This window comes from Nonomuraea sp. CA-141351, assembly GCF_050944675.1.
Classification (GTDB): Bacteria; Actinomycetota; Actinomycetes; order Streptosporangiales; family Streptosporangiaceae; genus Nonomuraea.
Window position 1 is genome coordinate 1,036,120 of the sequence record NZ_CP191982.1, and the last position, 17,038, is coordinate 1,053,157.

General features: G+C 66.4%; 21 protein-coding genes. All 21 read left to right on the plus strand.

The window, feature by feature from the left end:
• The first annotated feature begins 3 nt into the window (after positions 1-3).
• The 21 genes from ACQPWU_RS05410 to rpsH all read left to right on the plus strand — a co-directional run bounded on the left by ACQPWU_RS05410 (position 4) and on the right by rpsH (position 17,023).
• On the plus strand, positions 4-3,879 hold the full coding sequence (locus ACQPWU_RS05410; protein WP_360687268.1) for a DNA-directed RNA polymerase subunit beta': 3,876 nt from the start codon (positions 4-6) through the stop codon (positions 3,877-3,879).
• A gap of 896 nt (positions 3,880-4,775) precedes the next feature.
• A complete protein-coding gene (gene rpsL / locus ACQPWU_RS05415) occupies positions 4,776-5,150 on the plus strand; it encodes a 30S ribosomal protein S12 (protein ID WP_020542315.1) in 375 nt (124 codons plus the stop codon).
• A 2-nt stretch (positions 5,151-5,152) separates the two neighbouring features.
• Entirely contained in the window at positions 5,153-5,623 is a 471-nt protein-coding gene (gene rpsG, locus ACQPWU_RS05420; RefSeq protein WP_219462039.1) for a 30S ribosomal protein S7, read from the plus strand.
• Between the two features lie 84 nt (positions 5,624-5,707).
• Positions 5,708-7,756 carry an elongation factor G gene (gene fusA, locus ACQPWU_RS05425; protein ID WP_433437332.1) on the plus strand — a complete coding sequence of 683 codons (2,049 nt, stop codon included), beginning with the start codon at positions 5,708-5,710 and terminating at the stop codon, positions 7,754-7,756.
• 252 nt (positions 7,757-8,008) lie between these two features.
• Complete coding sequence (gene tuf / locus ACQPWU_RS05430) at positions 8,009-9,202, plus strand: elongation factor Tu (protein WP_360687276.1); 1,194 nt, start codon at positions 8,009-8,011, stop codon at positions 9,200-9,202.
• 252 nt (positions 9,203-9,454) lie between these two features.
• Positions 9,455-9,763 (plus strand): 30S ribosomal protein S10, encoded by a 309-nt coding sequence (gene rpsJ / locus ACQPWU_RS05435; RefSeq protein ID WP_012887830.1) that lies wholly within the window; start codon positions 9,455-9,457, stop codon positions 9,761-9,763.
• Between the two features lie 14 nt (positions 9,764-9,777).
• Positions 9,778-10,431: a 50S ribosomal protein L3 gene (gene rplC, locus ACQPWU_RS05440; protein ID WP_360687279.1), complete on the plus strand. Its 654-nt coding sequence runs from the start codon at positions 9,778-9,780 to the stop codon at positions 10,429-10,431.
• Entirely contained in the window at positions 10,428-11,078 is a 651-nt protein-coding gene (rplD, locus tag ACQPWU_RS05445; RefSeq protein ID WP_360687282.1) for a 50S ribosomal protein L4, read from the plus strand. The genes rplC and rplD overlap by 4 nt, the downstream gene beginning before the upstream one ends.
• Positions 11,078-11,380: a 50S ribosomal protein L23 gene (gene rplW, locus ACQPWU_RS05450; protein WP_080043238.1), complete on the plus strand. Its 303-nt coding sequence runs from the start codon at positions 11,078-11,080 to the stop codon at positions 11,378-11,380. The genes rplD and rplW overlap by 1 nt, the downstream gene beginning before the upstream one ends.
• Positions 11,381-11,483: 103 nt before the next feature.
• On the plus strand, positions 11,484-12,320 hold the full coding sequence (rplB, locus tag ACQPWU_RS05455) for a 50S ribosomal protein L2 (protein ID WP_080043237.1): 837 nt from the start codon (positions 11,484-11,486) through the stop codon (positions 12,318-12,320).
• Positions 12,321-12,331: 11 nt separating this feature from the next.
• On the plus strand, positions 12,332-12,610 hold the full coding sequence (rpsS, locus tag ACQPWU_RS05460; RefSeq protein WP_026214153.1) for a 30S ribosomal protein S19: 279 nt from the start codon (positions 12,332-12,334) through the stop codon (positions 12,608-12,610).
• A gap of 24 nt (positions 12,611-12,634) precedes the next feature.
• Positions 12,635-12,988: a 50S ribosomal protein L22 gene (gene rplV, locus ACQPWU_RS05465; RefSeq protein WP_020542306.1), complete on the plus strand. Its 354-nt coding sequence runs from the start codon at positions 12,635-12,637 to the stop codon at positions 12,986-12,988.
• Positions 12,988-13,833, plus strand: coding sequence for a 30S ribosomal protein S3 (gene rpsC / locus ACQPWU_RS05470; RefSeq protein ID WP_185070622.1), 846 nt, complete (start codon positions 12,988-12,990; stop codon positions 13,831-13,833). The genes rplV and rpsC overlap by 1 nt, the downstream gene beginning before the upstream one ends.
• 2 nt (positions 13,834-13,835) lie before the next feature.
• Positions 13,836-14,255, plus strand: coding sequence for a 50S ribosomal protein L16 (rplP, locus tag ACQPWU_RS05475; protein WP_344997584.1), 420 nt, complete (start codon positions 13,836-13,838; stop codon positions 14,253-14,255).
• Entirely contained in the window at positions 14,255-14,491 is a 237-nt protein-coding gene (gene rpmC / locus ACQPWU_RS05480) for a 50S ribosomal protein L29 (protein WP_364112950.1), read from the plus strand. The genes rplP and rpmC overlap by 1 nt, the downstream gene beginning before the upstream one ends.
• Positions 14,484-14,777: a 30S ribosomal protein S17 gene (gene rpsQ, locus ACQPWU_RS05485; protein ID WP_360687291.1), complete on the plus strand. Its 294-nt coding sequence runs from the start codon at positions 14,484-14,486 to the stop codon at positions 14,775-14,777. The genes rpmC and rpsQ overlap by 8 nt, the downstream gene beginning before the upstream one ends.
• A 192-nt stretch (positions 14,778-14,969) precedes the next feature.
• Positions 14,970-15,341, plus strand: coding sequence for a 50S ribosomal protein L14 (gene rplN, locus ACQPWU_RS05490; protein WP_043623452.1), 372 nt, complete (start codon positions 14,970-14,972; stop codon positions 15,339-15,341).
• An 8-nt stretch (positions 15,342-15,349) separates the two neighbouring features.
• Positions 15,350-15,643, plus strand: coding sequence for a 50S ribosomal protein L24 (gene rplX / locus ACQPWU_RS05495; RefSeq protein ID WP_360687383.1), 294 nt, complete (start codon positions 15,350-15,352; stop codon positions 15,641-15,643).
• On the plus strand, positions 15,643-16,218 hold the full coding sequence (rplE, locus tag ACQPWU_RS05500) for a 50S ribosomal protein L5 (RefSeq protein ID WP_433437334.1): 576 nt from the start codon (positions 15,643-15,645) through the stop codon (positions 16,216-16,218). Before rplX ends, rplE begins: the two co-directional genes overlap by 1 nt.
• Positions 16,219-16,222: 4 nt before the next feature.
• Positions 16,223-16,408, plus strand: a complete 186-nt coding sequence (locus ACQPWU_RS05505; RefSeq protein ID WP_020542298.1) for a type Z 30S ribosomal protein S14 — start codon at positions 16,223-16,225, stop codon at positions 16,406-16,408.
• A gap of 216 nt (positions 16,409-16,624) precedes the next feature.
• Positions 16,625-17,023 carry a 30S ribosomal protein S8 gene (gene rpsH / locus ACQPWU_RS05510; RefSeq protein ID WP_113700182.1) on the plus strand — a complete coding sequence of 133 codons (399 nt, stop codon included), beginning with the start codon at positions 16,625-16,627 and terminating at the stop codon, positions 17,021-17,023.
• Positions 17,024-17,038: the final 15 nt, after the last annotated feature.

Here is a 17,038-nt window from a genome sequence, read left to right on the forward strand (position 1 = left end):
AAAATGCTAGACGTCAACTTCTTCGACGAGCTCAGGATCGGCCTCGCGACGGCCGACGACATCCGTCAGTGGTCGCACGGCGAGGTGAAGAAGCCCGAGACCATCAACTACCGCACCCTCAAGCCGGAAAAGGACGGACTCTTCTGCGAGAAGATCTTCGGTCCCACCCGCGACTGGGAGTGCTACTGCGGCAAGTACAAGCGCGTCCGGTTCAAGGGCATCATCTGTGAGCGGTGTGGCGTCGAGGTGACTCGCGCCAAGGTGCGCCGCGAGCGGATGGGTCACATCGAGCTGGCCGCGCCGGTCACGCACATCTGGTACTTCAAGGGCGTCCCGTCGCGCCTCGGCTACCTGCTCGACCTCGCCCCGAAGGACCTGGAGAAGGTCATCTACTTCGCGGCGTACATGATCACGCATGTCGACACCGAGATGCGTGAGCGTGACCTGCCCTCGCTGGAGGCGAAGATCTCCGTCGAGCGGCAGCACATCGAGCAGCGCCGCGACGCCGACGTCGAGGCCAGGCAGAAGAAGCTCGAGGGCGACCTGGCCGAGCTCGAGGCGGCCGGCGCCAAGGGCGACCAGCGCCGCAAGGTCCGCGAGGGCGCCGAGCGCGAGATGCGTCAGCTCCGCGACCGGGCCCAGCGTGAGCTGGACCGGCTCGAGGAGGTCTGGAGCCGCTTCAAGAACCTCAAGGTCCAGGACCTCGAGGGCGACGAGCTGCTCTACCGCGAGATGCGCGACCGTTTCGGCCGCTACTTCAAGGGTGGCATGGGCGCGCAGGCGATCCAGGACCGCCTGATCTCCTTCGACCTCGACGCCGAGGCCGAAAACCTGCGCGAGACCATCCGCAGCGGCAAGGGCCAGAAGAAGGCCCGTGCGCTCAAGCGGCTCAAGGTCGTGTCGGCGTTCCTCAACACCACCAACTCGCCGCGCGGCATGGTGCTCGACTGCATCCCGGTCATCCCGCCGGACCTGCGCCCGATGGTGCAGCTCGACGGTGGCCGGTTCGCGACCTCCGACCTCAACGACCTCTACCGCCGGGTCATCAACCGCAACAACCGTCTCAAGAGGCTTCTCGACCTCGGCGCGCCCGAGATCATCGTGAACAACGAGAAGCGGATGCTGCAGGAGGCCGTCGACGCGCTGTTCGACAACGGCCGCCGCGGTCGCCCGGTCACCGGTCCCGGCAACAGGCCGCTGAAGTCCCTGAGCGACATGCTCAAGGGTAAGCAGGGCCGGTTCCGCCAGAACCTGCTGGGCAAGCGAGTCGACTACTCCGGCCGTTCGGTCATCGTCGTCGGCCCGCAGCTCAAGCTGCACCAGTGCGGTCTGCCCAAGCAGATGGCGCTGGAGTTGTTCAAGCCGTTCGTGATGAAGCGGCTGGTTGACCTCAACCACGCCCAGAACATCAAGTCGGCCAAGCGGATGGTCGAGCGCGCCCGCCCTGTGGTGTGGGACGTGCTCGAAGAGGTCATCACCGAGCACCCGGTGCTGCTCAACCGTGCTCCGACGCTCCACCGCCTGGGCATCCAGGCGTTCGAGCCGCAGCTGGTCGAGGGCAAGGCCATCCAGATCCACCCGCTCGTCTGCACCGCGTTCAACGCGGACTTCGACGGCGACCAGATGGCCGTGCACCTGCCGCTGTCGGCTGAGGCCCAGGCCGAGGCACGCATCCTGATGCTCTCGACCAACAACATCCTCAAGCCGGCCGACGGCAAGCCCGTGACGATGCCCACCCAGGACATGGTCATCGGCCTCTACTGGCTGACCACCATGAAGGAGGGCGCGCAGGGCGAGGGCCGCGTGTTCGGCTCGATCGCCGAGGCGCAGATGGCCTTCGACCGCCGCGAGCTGGAGATTCAGGCGAAGATCCAGATCCGGCTGAAGGACGTTCTGCCGCCGCGCGAGTGGGTTGCGCCCGAGGGCTGGGAGCAGGGCGACCCGATCAGGCTGGAGACGACGTTCGGCCGGTGCCTGTTCAACCAGACGCTGCCCGACAGCTACCCGTTCGTCGACTTCCAGGTCGGCAAGAAGCAGCTGTCCACGATCGTGAACGAGCTGGCGGAGACCTACCCCAAGATCGAGGTCGCCGCATCGCTCGACGCGCTCAAGGACGCCGGCTTCCGCTGGGCGACGCGCTCCGGTGTCACGATCTCGATCGAGGACGTCGTCGCGCCTCCGAACAAGACCGACATCATGGAAAACTACGAGCGCCGGGCCGACAAGGTCCAGCGCGAGTACGAGCGCGGTCTGATCACCGACGAGGAGCGCCGTCAGGAGCTCATCGAGATCTGGACGCACGCGACGGCCGACGTCGAGACCGACATGGTCAACGCCTTCCCGGCGACCAACCCGGTCTGGATGATGGTCAACTCCGGCGCCCGTGGTAACAAGATGCAGGTCCGGCAGATCGCCGGCATCCGCGGCCTGGTGTCCAACACCAAGGGTGAGACGATCCCGCGGCCGATCAAGGCCTCGTTCCGCGAGGGCCTGTCGGTGCTGGAGTACTTCATCTCGACCCACGGTCAGCGGAAGGGTCTGGCCGACACCGCTCTGCGTACCGCCGACTCGGGTTACCTGACCCGTCGTCTGGTGGACGTGGCGCAGGACGTCATCGTGCGCGAGATCGACTGCGGCACCGACCGTGCGGTTCCGCTGCACGTGGGTGAGCGCGACGGGTCGGGCAACCTGGTCAAGGCCGAGAACGCCGAGTCCAACGTGCACGGCCGCATCCTGGCCGAGGACGTCGAGGTCGACGGCAAGGTCATCGCGGCGGCGGGTGTCGACATCAACGACATCCACGTGACCAAGCTGGTCGAGGCCGGCGTTGAGACCGTGCGCACCCGTAGCGCGCTGGTCTGCGAGGCCAAGATCGGTGTCTGCGCGACCTGCTACGGCCGCTCGCTGGCCACCGGCAAGCTCGTGGACGTCGGCGAGGCGGTCGGCATCATCGCCGCCCAGTCGATCGGTGAGCCCGGCACGCAGCTGACCATGCGTACGTTCCACACCGGTGGTGTGGCCGGCGCCGACATCACCCACGGTCTGCCCCGTGTAACGGAGCTGTTCGAGGCGCGCATCCCCAAGGGTGTCGCCCCGATCTCCGAGGCCGAGGGCCGGGCCCGCATCGACGAGACCGACAAGACCAGGAAGATCGTCATCACTCCGGACGACGGCTCGGAAGAGATCGCCTACCCGGTGTCGATGCGCTCGCGCCTGCTCGTGCAGGACGGTCAGCGGGTCACGGTCGGGCAGCAGCTCGTCGCCGGTGCGGTCAACCCCAACGAGGTGCTGCGCATCCTCGGCCCGCGGGCCGTGCAGCTGCACCTGGTGGCGGAGGTCCAGCAGGTCTACCGGTCGCAGGGTGTGTCGATCCACGACAAGCACATCGAGATCATCGTGCGGCAGATGCTCAAGCGCGTGAACGTGCTGGAGTCCGGTGACACCGACCTGCTGCCCGGTGAGCTCGTGGAGCGGCCGCGCTTCGAGCTGATGAACCGCGAGACGGTGGCGGAGGGCGGCTCGCCGGCCGCCGGTCGTCCGGTGCTCATGGGCATCACGAAGGCGTCGCTGGCCACCGAGTCGTGGCTGTCGGCGGCCTCCTTCCAGGAGACGACCAGGGTGCTGACGGACGCGGCGATCCACGCCAAGTCCGACTCGCTGCTGGGCCTGAAGGAGAACGTCATCATCGGTAAGCTCATCCCGGCCGGCACCGGCATGCCGCAGTACCGGAACATCCGGGTCGAGCCGACCGAGGAGGCGAAGGCCGCCATGTACACCGTGGGTGGCTACGACGGCTCCGCCGCCGACTACACCTTCGGCACCGGCAGCGGCGAGGCGGTTCCTCTCGAGGAATACGACTTCGGTCAGTACAACCGGTGATGCCTTACTAGGTCGCCGTAGCGCGCCCGGGCCCTGTCTTTCAGGGGGCCCGGGCGCGCTGCTTTCTCCGGCTCCATCCGTTACGGCTTCGCCACCCGCTTTCTTTGGCTCCATCCGTTACGGCTGCGCCACCTTGGCCCCACCCGCCGTACAGGGCTGAGGGCCCTCCAGGAGACGCCCACTGACCCTTCACCGGCCGGCCGCCGTAACGGCGCATCGTTGACCGGCTCCGTGGTTTCCTGCCCTTCCCGCCGTGTCCGCCGCTTCACCCGGTTGACCTCGCTGTGCGTGGTGGCTGTTGTGCGGGCGCATGGGGCCGCGCGAGGCGCCGGTGGGCCGCCGTTACGCCGGATGGCGGCCGTGCGCCCTTCCCGCCGCCGCTCCACCCGGTTGGCCTCAGTGTGCGTGGGGGCCGTTGTGCGGGCGCATGGGGCCGCGCGAGGCGCCGGTGGGTGCCCGTGTCGCCCGATGGCGGCCGCGCCGGCGGAGGGAGGGTTTGGGGAGGGCGCAGGAGGGTTTGGGAACGTCGTGCGGAGTGGTCGGGTGGCCCGATATCATGGCGTCCGGAGCTGTAGATGGGCTGGATGAAGTAGGCCCCAGCGGTATGGAGTGGCAAGGCTTGTCCGCTTTGCCGCGCCGTTTTGACGTGTCGCATGGGCCTGGGTAGTCTTGTGCATCGTGCCCGTCTCTATGCGGGCTCTCGACCGTGCGCTCATTACGGGCGTAGGACGGCTTCCTGGCTCGTAAACCTCACGGGACGTCTGCGTGAATAGCGCGACACGCCCGAGCGCGGGGGCACCGGGCCGAGAAAGAATCAGCAGGTCATGACACCGGCAGCACCTGCGAAATGCACCACAACTGACGTAGCACCGGCCAAGGCACGAAACGGAGTGGCAGTGCCCACTATTCAGCAGTTGGTCCGCAAGGGCCGGCAGGACAAGGTCTCCAAGACCAAGACTCCTGCCCTCAAGGGGAGTCCGCAGCGGCGCGGCGTGTGCCAGCGCGTTTACACCACGACCCCGAAGAAGCCCAACTCGGCACTGCGCAAGGTGGCCCGCGTTCGGCTCACGAACGGCATCGAGGTCACGGCCTACATCCCCGGTGTGGGTCACAACCTGCAGGAGCACTCCATCGTGCTCGTGCGTGGCGGTCGTGTGAAGGACCTGCCTGGTGTTCGCTACAAGATCATCCGCGGTTCGCTCGACACCCAGGGTGTCCGCAACCGCAAGCAGGCCCGTAGCCGCTACGGCGCGAAGAAGGAGAAGAGCTAACAATGCCTCGTAAGGGTTCTCCTGGCCGTCGTCAGCTCATGACTGACCCGGTTTACAGCTCGCCGCTGGTGACCGCCCTGATCAACAAGGTGCTTCTGGACGGCAAGCGCTCCATCGCGCAGTCGATCGTCTACGGCGCCCTCGAGGGCTGCAGGGACAAGACCGGCAACGACCCGGTCGTCACCCTGAAGCGCGCGCTTGACAACGTCAAGCCGACCCTTGAGGTCCGCAGCCGTCGCGTCGGTGGCGCGACCTACCAGGTGCCGGTCGAGGTGCGCGCCGCGCGCAGCACTACCCTGGCCCTGCGCTGGCTGGTGCAGTACTCCCGCGCCCGCCGCGAGAAGACCATGACTGAGCGCCTCATGAACGAGCTCCTCGACGCCAGCAACGGCCTTGGGGCGAGTGTCAAGAAGCGCGAGGACACCCACAAGATGGCCGAGTCCAACAAGGCCTTCGCCCACTACCGCTGGTAGTGGATCCGACGAGACGACGAGGACGCGAGAGAAGTGGCCACCACGACCGCTCTTGACCTGGCCAAGGTCCGCAACATTGGGATCATGGCCCATATCGACGCGGGCAAGACCACCACGACCGAGCGCATCCTGTTCTACACCGGCATCAACTACAAGATCGGTGAAGTCCACGAGGGCGCTGCCACGATGGACTGGATGGAGCAGGAGCAGGAGCGCGGCATCACGATCACGTCTGCCGCGACGACCTGTGAGTGGCTCGGTCACACCATCAACATCATCGACACTCCGGGTCACGTCGACTTCACCATCGAGGTGGAGCGTTCGCTCCGCGTCCTTGACGGTGCCGTCGCCGTGTTCGACGGCGTGGCGGGTGTCGAGCCGCAGTCGGAGACGGTGTGGCGCCAGGCTGACCGCTACGACGTCCCCCGCATCTGCTTCGTGAACAAGATGGACCGGGTCGGCGCGGAGTTCCACCGCTGCGTCGAGATGATGATCAGCCGTCTGGGTGCGACCCCGGCTGTCATCCAGCTTCCGTGGGGCGTTGAGGCCGACTTCAAGGGCGTCATCGACCTCATCAAGATGAAGGGTTACCTCTGGAGCGCCGAGGCGGCCAAGGGCGAGATGTACGACACCGTCGACATCCCGGCCGACCACGCCGAGGCCGCTCGCGAGTGGCGTGACCGCCTCATCGAGACGGTCGCCGAGAACGACGACGAGCTGATGGAGCTCTTCCTCGAGGGCGTCGAGCCCACCGAGGAGCAGCTGATCGCGGCCATCCGCCGCGCGACGCTGACCAGCGCCATCAACCCGGTGCTGTGCGGCACCGCGTTCAAGAACAAGGGCGTTCAGCCCCTGCTCGACGCGATCGTCGCCTTCCTCCCCGCGCCGACCGACATCCCGGCCTTCAAGGGCCACGCGGTCGGCAACGAGGACAAGGTCGTCGAGCGGCACGCCGACCCGACCGAGCCGTTCTCCGCTCTGGCCTTCAAGATCGCCAGCGACCCGCACCTGGGCAAGCTCACCTACATCCGCATCTACTCGGGCACGCTCGAGACCGGTTCACAGGTCGTCAACTCTGTGAAGGGTAAGAAGGAGCGGATCGGCAAGATCTACCAGATGCACGCCAACAAGCGCGAGGAGCGCCCGACGGCGATCGCCGGCCAGATCGTCGCGGTCATGGGTCTGAAGGACACCACGACCGGCGACACGCTGTCCGACCCGTCGAACCAGGTCGTGCTCGAGTCGATGACGTTCCCGGCCCCGGTCATCAACGTCGCGATCGAGCCCAAGACCAAGGGCGACCAGGAGAAGTTGTCGACCGCCATTCAGCGGCTGGCCGAGGAGGACCCGTCCTTCCAGGTGCGCCGCGACGAGGAGACCGGTCAGACGGTCATCTGGGGCATGGGCGAGCTTCACCTGGAGATCCTCGTCGACCGTATGCGTCGCGAGTTCAAGGTCGAGGCCAACGTCGGCCGTCCGCAGGTGGCCTACCGCGAGACCATCCGCCGCAAGGTGGAGAAGCTCGACTACACCCACAAGAAGCAGACCGGTGGTTCCGGCCAGTTCGCGCGGGTGATCATCAACCTCGAGCCGCTGGGTGAGGGCAACGACGGTTACGAGTTCGAGAACAAGGTCACGGGCGGCCGTGTGCCGAGGGAGTACATCCCCTCGGTCGACGCGGGCGCTCAGGAGGCCGCCGAGTTCGGCGTGCTGGCCGGTTACCCGATGGTGGGCGTGAAGGTGACGCTCATCGACGGTGCCGCGCACGACGTCGACTCCTCTGAGATGGCGTTCAAGATCGCCGGCTCGATGGCCTTCAAGGAGGCCGCGCGCAAGGCCGACGCAGTGCTTCTCGAGCCGATGATGGCCGTCGAGGTCACCACGCCCGAGGACTACATGGGTGACGTCATCGGTGACCTCAACGGTCGCCGCGGGCAGATCCAGTCCATGGACGAGCGGGCCGGCGCCCGTGTCGTCACGGCGCTCGTGCCGCTGTCTGAGATGTTCGGCTACGTGGGTGACCTGCGTAGCAAGACGCAGGGGCGCGCGAGCTACAGCATGCAGTTCGACTCCTACTCGGAGGTGCCTCCGGGCATCGCCAAGGAGATCGTCGCGAAGGCCCGGGGCGAATAACTCCTGGTCCCGAGGTGGCTGGGCTCGGCGGAGATCGTCGCCCCGCTGCCGAGGGGCCCGGGGCGAATAACTCCAGGTCCCGAGGCGGCTGGGCTCGGCGGAGATCGTCGTCCCGCTGCCGAGGGGCCCGGGGCGAACAAGTCCTGGGGTCCCTGGTGGGGTGGTGTGAGCCACCCCGCCGCCAAGGGGTTCGGGAGCTCCCGGGCCCGAGTGTGTAGACGAAAGTCAGTCAGATTCTCAAGGAGAGAACCAGTGGGCAAGGCCAAGTTCGAGCGGACTAAGCCGCACATGAACATCGGCACCATTGGACACATCGACCACGGCAAGACCACGCTGACCGCGGCGATCACCAAGGTGCTTCACGACCGTTACCCCGAGCTGAACAAGGCGACCCCGTTCGACAAGATCGACAAGGCGCCCGAGGAGAAGGCTCGCGGCATCACGATCTCGATCGCGCACGTCGAGTACCAGACCGAGAAGCGTCACTACGCTCACGTTGACTGCCCCGGTCACGCCGACTACGTGAAGAACATGATCACCGGTGCCGCTCAGATGGACGGCGCCATCCTGGTGGTCGCCGCCACCGACGGCCCGATGCCGCAGACGAAGGAGCACGTCCTCCTGGCCCGCCAGGTCGGCGTCCCCTACATCGTCGTGGCGCTCAACAAGGCCGACATGGTCGACGACGAGGAGATCCTCGAGCTCGTCGAGCTCGAGGTCCGTGAGCTCCTGTCCGCTCAGGAGTTCCCCGGCGACGACCTGCCCGTCGTCCGCGTCTCCGCGCTCAAGGCTCTTGAGGGCGACGAGAAGTGGGCCGACAGCATCGTCGAGCTGATGAACGCCGTGGACGAGAACGTGCCCGAGCCTCCGCGTGACACGGAGAAGCCGTTCCTCATGCCGGTCGAGGACGTCTTCTCGATCACCGGTCGCGGCACCGTCGTCACCGGTCGTATCGAGCGCGGCATCGTCAAGGTCAACGAGCAGGTCGACATCATCGGCATCAAGCCGGAGAAGACGACCACCACCGTCACCAGCATCGAGATGTTCAACAAGATGCTCGACGAGGGTCACGCCGGCGACAACGCCGCCCTGCTGCTCCGTGGCATCAAGCGCGACGACGTCGAGCGCGGCCAGTGCATCATCAAGCCGGGCACGACGACGCCGCACACCGAGTTCACCGGCCAGGTCTACATCCTGTCCAAGGACGAGGGCGGCCGCCACACGCCGTTCTTCAACAACTACCGCCCGCAGTTCTACTTCCGTACGACTGACGTGACTGGCGTCGTGAACCTCCCCGAGGGCACGGAAATGGTCATGCCGGGCGACAACACCGAAATGCGCGTTGAGCTGATCCAGCCCATCGCCATGGAGGAAGGCCTCAAGTTCGCGATCCGTGAGGGTGGCCGCACCGTCGGCGCCGGTCGGGTCACGAAGATCATCAAGTAGCTAGACCGTCGGGCCGGCGGTCGGCCCCGAGTCTCGGAGCCGACCGCCGAACCACGTTCGAACCTCACGGTAAGCGCCGTGATCCAGCAGTTGCTTCGGCCGAGTGACCGAAGTCACTGCCGGATCACGGAAGAAATGGCAGATCGACTGCGTCTGCCTCGTGGGGTCACGCAGGCTTCGACCTGCACCAATACAGCGGCAAAAGGCCGCACGATACTTTTTCAGACGACAGCGAAGGACACCGAGGCCACTATGGCGGGACAGAAGATCCGCATCCGGCTTAAGGCCTATGACCACGAGGTCATCGACAGCTCGGCCAAGAAGATCGTCGAGACGGTGACGCGGACTGGCGCGAAGGTCGCGGGCCCGGTGCCGCTGCCGACCGAGAAGAACGTGTACTGCGTCATCCGCTCGCCGCACAAGTACAAGGACAGCCGCGAGCACTTCGAGATGCGCACGCACAAGCGGCTGATTGACATCATCGACCCGACCCCCAAGACGGTTGACTCGCTCATGCGGCTCGACCTCCCCGCGGGTGTCGACATTTCGATCAAGCTCTGAGGGAACGCACTGACATGGCTAAGACGATCAAGGGCGTCCTGGGCAAGAAGCTCGGCATGACCCAGGTCTTCGACGCGGACAACCGGATGGTTCCGGTGACCGTGGTCGAGGCCGGTCCGTGCGTGGTGACCCGCGTCCGCACTCCTGAGAAGGACGGCTACTCCGCCGTTCAGCTCGGCTTCGGGCAGGTCGACCCCAGGAAGGTCAACAAGCCGCTCGGCGACTACCTGCGTAAGCACGACATCACCCCGCGCCGTTACTTCGCGGAGATCCGCACCGACGACGCGAACGACTACACCCTGGGCCAGGAGCTGCTGGCCGACACTTTCGAGGCCGGCCAGTTCGTCGACGTGACGGGCAAGAGCAAGGGCAAGGGCTTCGCCGGTGTCATGAAGCGGCATGGCTTCGGTGGTCTGGGCGCGTCGCACGGTACGCAGCGCAAGCACCGTTCGCCGGGTTCCATCGGTGGCTGCGCCACCCCGGGCCGCGTTTTCAAGGGTCTGCGCATGGCTGGTCGGATGGGTAACGTCCGCACCACTGTGCAGAGCCTCAAGGTTCACTCCGTCGACGTCGAGAAGGGTCTCATCCTGATCAAGGGTGCGATCCCCGGCGCCAACGGCAGCCTGGTCCTCGTCCGCACCTCTGCCAAGAAGGGGGCTGCCAAGTGAGCACCACCATTGACGTCCTCGACGCGAGCGGGGCGAAGGCCGGCACCGTAGAGCTGCCGGACGACGTGTTCGGCGCCAAGGTCAACGTGCCGCTGATCCACCAGGTGGTCGTGGCCCAGCTCGCCGCTCGCCGGCAGGGCACGCACAAGGCCAAGACCCGCGGTGAGGTCTCCGGCGGTGGCAAGAAGCCGTACCGCCAGAAGGGCACCGGTCGCGCGCGCCAGGGCTCGACCCGTGCGCCGCAGTTCACCGGCGGTGGCACCGTCCACGGCCCCGTGCCGCGCGACTACTCCCAGCGCACGCCCAAGAAGATGAAGGTCGCCGCTCTGCGCGGGGCCCTCTCCGACCGGGCCGGCGGCGGCCGCGTCCACGTGGTCAGCTCGCTGATCGCGGGCGAGACGCCCAAGACCAAGGCCGCCCTCGAGGCGCTGCGCAAGGTCACCCAGGCTCCGCGCGTCCTCGTCGTGGTCGACGAGGCCGACGAGCTGACCTGGCTGAGCCTGCGCAACGCGCCTGAGGTCCACCTGCTGGACGCCGGGCAGCTCAACACGTACGACGTGCTCGTGGCCGACGACGTGGTCTTCACCCAAGAGGCGTATGACCAGGTCATCGCTCGCCTGAGCAACAGCGGGAAGGAAGAGGCCTGATGGAGAAGATCGCCGACCCGCGCGACATCATCATCAAGCCGGTCGTCTCTGAGAAGAGCTACGGCCTGATCGATGAGAACAACAAGTACACGTTCCTGGTGAAGAAGACCGCGAACAAGACCCAGGTCAAGATCGCCGTCGAGCAGATCTTCGGGGTCAAGGTCACCAGCGTGAACACGATCAACCGGCAGGGCAAGCGCAAGCGTACCCGTACCGGTTACGGCAAGCGTCCCGACACCAAGCGCGCGATTGTGAGCCTGGTCGAGGGCGATCGGATCGACATCTTCGGTCAGATCGGCTAGCAGCCATAGATAGTGAGCGGGCCGCTAGGCCCGCGGGGCTGAGACCGTCGCACTTCGGTGCGGCGGGCTCACCCATGTAACCGACGAAGGATGAACGAAAAAGATGGGCATCCGTAAGTACAAGCCGACGACTCCGGGTCGCCGCGGGTCGAGTGTCTCGGACTTCTCCGAGATCACCCGCAGCACGCCTGAGAAGTCGCTGCTTGCGCCCCTTCACAGCAAGGGCGGCCGCAACGTACACGGCCGAGTCACCGCTCGCCACCAGGGCGGCGGTCACAAGCGCGCCTACCGGATCATTGACTTCCGTAGGCATGACAAGGACGGCATCCCGGCCAAGGTCGCTCACATCGAGTACGACCCGAACCGCACCGCCAATATCGCTCTGCTCCACTACGCCGATGGCGAGAAGCGCTACATCATCGCGCCGACGGGCCTCAAGCAGGGCGACCGTATCGAGAACGGCCCCGCTGCCGACATCAAGCCGGGCAACTGCCTGCCGCTGCGCAACATCCCGACCGGTACCTTCATCCACGCGGTGGAGCTCCGTCCGGGCGGCGGCGCCAAGCTCGGCCGCTCCGCGGGCGCTCAGATCCAGCTGCTCGCCAAGGAAGGCCAGTACGCCACCCTGCGTATGCCGTCCGGTGAAATGCGCATGGTCGACGTGCGCTGCCGGGCGACGGTCGGCCAGGTCGGCAACGCCGAGCAGGCCAACATCAACTGGGGCAAGGCCGGCCGTATGCGGTGGAAGGGCAAGCGCCCGACCGTTCGCGGTGTCGCGATGAACCCCGTCGACCACCCGCACGGTGGTGGTGAGGGCAAGACCTCTGGTGGTCGCCACCCGGTGAACCCGAAGGGTAAGCCCGAGGGCCGCACCCGTCAGGCCAACAAGGCCAGCGACCGGCTGATCATCCGGCGTCGGAGCAAGAGGAAGAAGCGGTAGGAGCAGCCGAAATGCCACGTAGCCTTAAGAAGGGTCCCTTCGTGGACGATCACCTTCAGAAGAAGGTCGACGTCCAGAACGAGAAGGGCACCAAGAACGTCATCAAGACGTGGTCGCGGCGCTCCATGATCGTTCCCGACATGCTCGGGCACACGATCGCCGTGCACGACGGCCGCAAGCACGTCCCGGTCTTCATCACCGAGTCGATGATCGGCCACAAGCTCGGAGAGTTCGCCCCCACGCGGACGTTCCGCAGCCACGTCAAGGAAGACCGCCGCAGCCGGCGGTAAGCGTCCCGGAAGTAGGAGAAAGCGATGGAAGCCAGGGCTCAGGCGCGGTTCGTCCGCGTCACGCCCCAGAAGGCCCGCCGTGTGGTGGACCTCATTCGCGGGCTGCCCGCTTCGGAGGCGCAGGCCGTGCTGCAGTTCGCTCCCCAGTCGGCGAGCGAGCCGATCTACAAAGTGCTCAGCAGCGCCATGGCGAACGCGGAGCACAACTTCGACCTCGACCCGCAGACGCTCGTCGTCAGCCGGGCATGGGTCGACGAGGGCCCGACGCTGAAGCGGTTCCGTCCGCGTGCACAGGGTCGCGCCTATCGGATCAACAAGCGGACGAGCCACATCACTGTGATCGTGGAGTCCCGCGAGCCGAAGGGAAGGACCCGATAGTGGGCCAGAAGGTTAACCCGCACGGGTTCCGCCTCGGCATCACGACCGACTTCAAGAGCCGGTGGTACGCCGACAAGCTGTACAAGTCGTACGTCGCCGAGGACGTGGCGATCCGCCGCATGCTGCAGAAGGGCATGGAGCGGGCCGGCATCTCCAAGGTCGAGATCGAGCGCACGACGGACCGCGTGCAGGTGGACATCCACACCGCGCGTCCCGGCATCGTGATCGGCCGCCGCGGCGCCGAGGCGGACCGTATCCGTGGCGACCTGGAGAAGCTGACCAAGAAGCAGGTTCAGCTCAACATCCTCGAGGTCAAGAACCCGGAGATCGACGCGCAGCTCGTCGCGCAGGGCGTGGCCGAGCAGCTGTCCAGCCGTGTCTCGTTCCGCCGTGCCATGCGCAAGGCGATGCAGTCCGCCATGAAGTCGGGCGCCAAGGGCATCCGTGTCCAGTGCTCCGGCCGTCTGGGCGGCGCTGAGATGTCGAGGTCGGAGTTCTACCGCGAGGGCCGTGTGCCGCTGCACACGCTCCGCGCGGACATCGACTACGGCTTCTACGAGGCCCGCACGACCTTCGGCCGCATCGGCGTGAAGGTCTGGATCTACAAGGGCGAGGCTCCGACCAGCCGCGCCGAGCGCGAGGCGGCCGCCGCGGGCGCCCGTGCCGGCCAGCGTCGCGAGCGTGACGACCGTCGTGGTGGCGGCGGCGACCGTCCGCGTCGTGGTGGCGGTGACCGTCCCCGTCGTGGTGGCGGTCGTGGCGACCGCGCCCCCCGCACTGAGGCGGCCTCGCAGGCCGCCCCCGAGACCGGCCCGGCTGCGCAGCCGGGTGCTGAAGGGAGCTGACCATGCTGATCCCGCGCAGGGTCAAGCACCGCAAGCAGCACCGGCCCGACCGCAGCGGAGCCGCCAAGGGCGGCACCAGGGTCACGTTCGGCGAGTTCGGCATCCAGGCGATTGAGCACTCCTACGTGACCAACCGCCAGATCGAGTCCGCCCGTATCGCCATGACCCGTCACATCCGCCGTGGCGGCAAGGTGTGGATCAACATCTACCCCGACCGTCCGCTCACCAAGAAGCCTGCCGAGACCCGCATGGGTTCCGGTAAGGGTTCGCCGGAGTGGTGGATCGCCAACGTCAAGCCCGGACGCGTGATGTTCGAGCTGTCCGGCGTGGCGGAGCCGATCGCTCGCGAGGCGCTTCAGCGTGCGATCCACAAGCTCCCGATGAAGTGCAAGATCGTTAAGCGTGAAGTGGGTGAGGCGTGATGGCTAAGGGCCTGACCGCCGGCGAGCTGCGGGTGGAGGACGAGGACACCCTCGTCCAGAAGCTGAAGGAGGCGAAGGAGGAGCTGTTCAACCTCCGCTTCCAGGCGGCGACCGGTCAGTTGGAGAGCCACGGGCGGCTGCGCGCCGTCCGCCGCGAGATCGCCCGTATCTACACCGTGATGCGCGAGCGCGAGCTGGGCATCGTCACGGTCGAGAAGGAGACGAGCGATGGCTGAGACCGAGACCACCGAGACCACCGAGACGGCGAACCAGCGGAACTTCCGCAAGGTTCGTGAGGGCCTCGTCGTGAGCGACAAGATGGACAAGACCGTCGTCGTCGCCGTCGAGGACCGCGTCAAGCACCGTCTGTACGGCAAGGTCATCCGCCGTACGACCAAGTACAAGGCACACGACGAGGCCAACGCCTGTGGCGTGGGCGACCGCGTGCTGCTCATGGAGACCCGCCCCCTCTCCGCCACCAAGCGGTGGAGGGTCGTGGAGATCCTCGAGAAGGCCAAGTAAGCCCTCTCGACATATACCGCGCCTCGTGGGGGCTCTCGGAGCCCCCATGACGGCGTCCAAGGACGCGGGGCCAACGGCCTCGCGTCGCCTGCGGTGCGGCCCTCTGAGGAGGGCTGTGGCCGTGGGAACAAGACAATGACAGGTTCCGCCAGGCTCAGAAATGAGAACCGGCGCGACTAACAGGAGTTCAACGTGATCCAGCAGGAGTCGCGGCTCAAGGTCGCCGACAACACGGGGGCGAAGGAAATCCTTTGCATCCGTGTGCTCGGCGGCTCGGGCCGACGCTACGCCGGTATCGGCGACGTCATCGTCGCCACTGTCAAGGACGCGCTGCCCGGCAGCACGGGCGTCAAGAAGGGCGACGTGGTCAAGGCCGTCGTCGTCCGCACGGTCAAGGAGCGCCGCCGGCCCGACGGCTCCTACATCCGCTTCGACGAGAACGCCGCCGTCATCATCAAGGACAGCGGTGACCCTCGCGGCACTCGTATCTTCGGCCCGGTCGGCCGTGAGCTGCGTGACAAGAAGTTCATGCGCATCATCTCGCTCGCTCCGGAGGTGCTGTGATGTCGAAGCTGTCCGTGAAGAAGGGTGACCTGGTTCAGGTCATCGCCGGCAAGGACAAGGGTGCCAAGGGTCGCGTCATCGCCGCGCTCCCGCGCGAGGACCGCGTGGTGGTCGAGGGCGTCAACATGATCAAGAAGCACACGAAGGAGACCCACCAGGGTCCGCGCGGCGCCAAGACCGGCGGCGTGCAGACCATGGAGGCTCCGATCCACGTCTCGAACGTGAAGAAGCTCAAGGACGAGAAGCCCGCCGACAAGAAGGCCGACGAGAAGAAGGCCGACGAGACGGGTGAGGACAGCTGATGACTGCCACGACCACTGAGACCGAGCGCCCGACGCCGCGACTCAAGACGAAGTACCGCGAGGAGATCGCGGCCCAGCTTCGCGAGCAGTTCGGCATCGAGAACGTCATGCAGATCCCGGCGCTGACCAAGATCAAGGTCAACATGGGCGTCGGCGAGGCGGCTCGCGACTCCAAGCTCATCGAGGGCGCCGTCCGCGACCTCACCGTGATCACGGGCCAGAAGCCGGCCGTCGTCCGGGCGCGCAAGTCCATCGCCCAGTTCAAGCTGCGCGAGGGCATGCCGATCGGTGCGCACGTCACGCTGCGCGGCGACCGCATGTGGGAGTTCCTCGACCGGCTGCTGTCGCTGGCGCTGCCGCGTATCAGGGACTTCCGCGGCCTGTCGCCCAAGCAGTTCGACGGCAACGGCAACTACACGTTCGGTCTGACCGAGCAGGTCATGTTCCACGAGGTCGACCAGGACAAGGTGGACCGTCCGCGGGGCATGGACATCACGATCGTGACCACCGCGACGAACGACGACCAGGGCCGGGCGCTGCTGAAGCTCCTCGGCTTCCCCTTCAAGGAGGCCTGATCCAATGGCGAAGAAGTCGCTGATCGCCAAGGCGGGGCGCAAGCAGAAGTTCGAGGTCCGGGCGTACACCCGGTGCTCGCGTTGTGGCCGGCCGCGCGCCGTCTACCGCAAGTTCGGGCTCTGCCGCGTGTGCTTCCGCGAGATGGCGCACCGGGGCGAGCTGCCCGGCATCACCAAGTCGAGCTGGTAGATAACCTTAGGGGCGGCCTCGAGTCGCCCCTTGGGTGATCGCCCGCCACACATATTCATGTAGGAAAAGGACGCACCCGCGTCCGTGACCACGCCGAAGGTCCACCGGCAGAGCACGGAGAGGTAGCCGAAGCGGCCCCCTGGGGCGAGCTGAGGCGGACTCGACCATGAACGCTGCTTGGCCGACTGGAAACCGCGGCGAGGAAGGCCACTGGCCATGACGATGACCGACCCGATCGCAGACATGCTGACACGTCTGCGTAACGCGAATTCGGCATACCACGACAGCGTGTCGATGCCGTACTCGAAGATCAAGGCGCACATCGCCGAGATCCTCCAGCAGGAGGGTTACATCCAGTCCTGGAGCGTCGAAGACGCCAAGGTTGGCAAGAACCTCGTGGTGGAGCTCAAGTTCGGGCCTACCCGTGAGCGTTCGCTCGCGGGCCTGCGCCGGGTTTCCAAGCCCGGTCTGCGGGTTTATGCGAAGAAGGACAACCTGCCTCGAGTCCTGGGCGGGCTGGGCGTCGCGATCATCTCGACGTCCGCCGGGCTCATGACCGACAAGCAGGCCGGCAAGCGTGGTGTGGGCGGGGAAGTCCTCGCCTACGTCTGGTAGAGGGGAGGAACACAG

Coding starts and splice junctions, on each gene's coding strand:
- ACQPWU_RS05410 (WP_360687268.1), top strand. CDS start 4: ATGCTAGACGTCAACTTCTTCGACGAGCTCAGGATCGGCCTCGCGACG.
- rpsG (WP_219462039.1), top strand. CDS start 5,153: ATGCCTCGTAAGGGTTCTCCTGGCCGTCGTCAGCTCATGACTGACCCG.
- fusA (WP_433437332.1), top strand. CDS start 5,708: ATGGCCCATATCGACGCGGGCAAGACCACCACGACCGAGCGCATCCTG.
- rpsJ (WP_012887830.1), top strand. CDS start 9,455: ATGGCGGGACAGAAGATCCGCATCCGGCTTAAGGCCTATGACCACGAG.
- rplC (WP_360687279.1), top strand. CDS start 9,778: ATGGCTAAGACGATCAAGGGCGTCCTGGGCAAGAAGCTCGGCATGACC.
- rplW (WP_080043238.1), top strand. CDS start 11,078: ATGGAGAAGATCGCCGACCCGCGCGACATCATCATCAAGCCGGTCGTC.
- rplB (WP_080043237.1), top strand. CDS start 11,484: ATGGGCATCCGTAAGTACAAGCCGACGACTCCGGGTCGCCGCGGGTCG.
- rpsS (WP_026214153.1), top strand. CDS start 12,332: ATGCCACGTAGCCTTAAGAAGGGTCCCTTCGTGGACGATCACCTTCAG.
- rplV (WP_020542306.1), top strand. CDS start 12,635: ATGGAAGCCAGGGCTCAGGCGCGGTTCGTCCGCGTCACGCCCCAGAAG.
- rplP (WP_344997584.1), top strand. CDS start 13,836: ATGCTGATCCCGCGCAGGGTCAAGCACCGCAAGCAGCACCGGCCCGAC.
- rpmC (WP_364112950.1), top strand. CDS start 14,255: ATGGCTAAGGGCCTGACCGCCGGCGAGCTGCGGGTGGAGGACGAGGAC.
- rpsQ (WP_360687291.1), top strand. CDS start 14,484: ATGGCTGAGACCGAGACCACCGAGACCACCGAGACGGCGAACCAGCGG.
- rplE (WP_433437334.1), top strand. CDS start 15,643: ATGACTGCCACGACCACTGAGACCGAGCGCCCGACGCCGCGACTCAAG.
- ACQPWU_RS05505 (WP_020542298.1), top strand. CDS start 16,223: ATGGCGAAGAAGTCGCTGATCGCCAAGGCGGGGCGCAAGCAGAAGTTC.
- rpsH (WP_113700182.1), top strand. CDS start 16,625: ATGACGATGACCGACCCGATCGCAGACATGCTGACACGTCTGCGTAAC.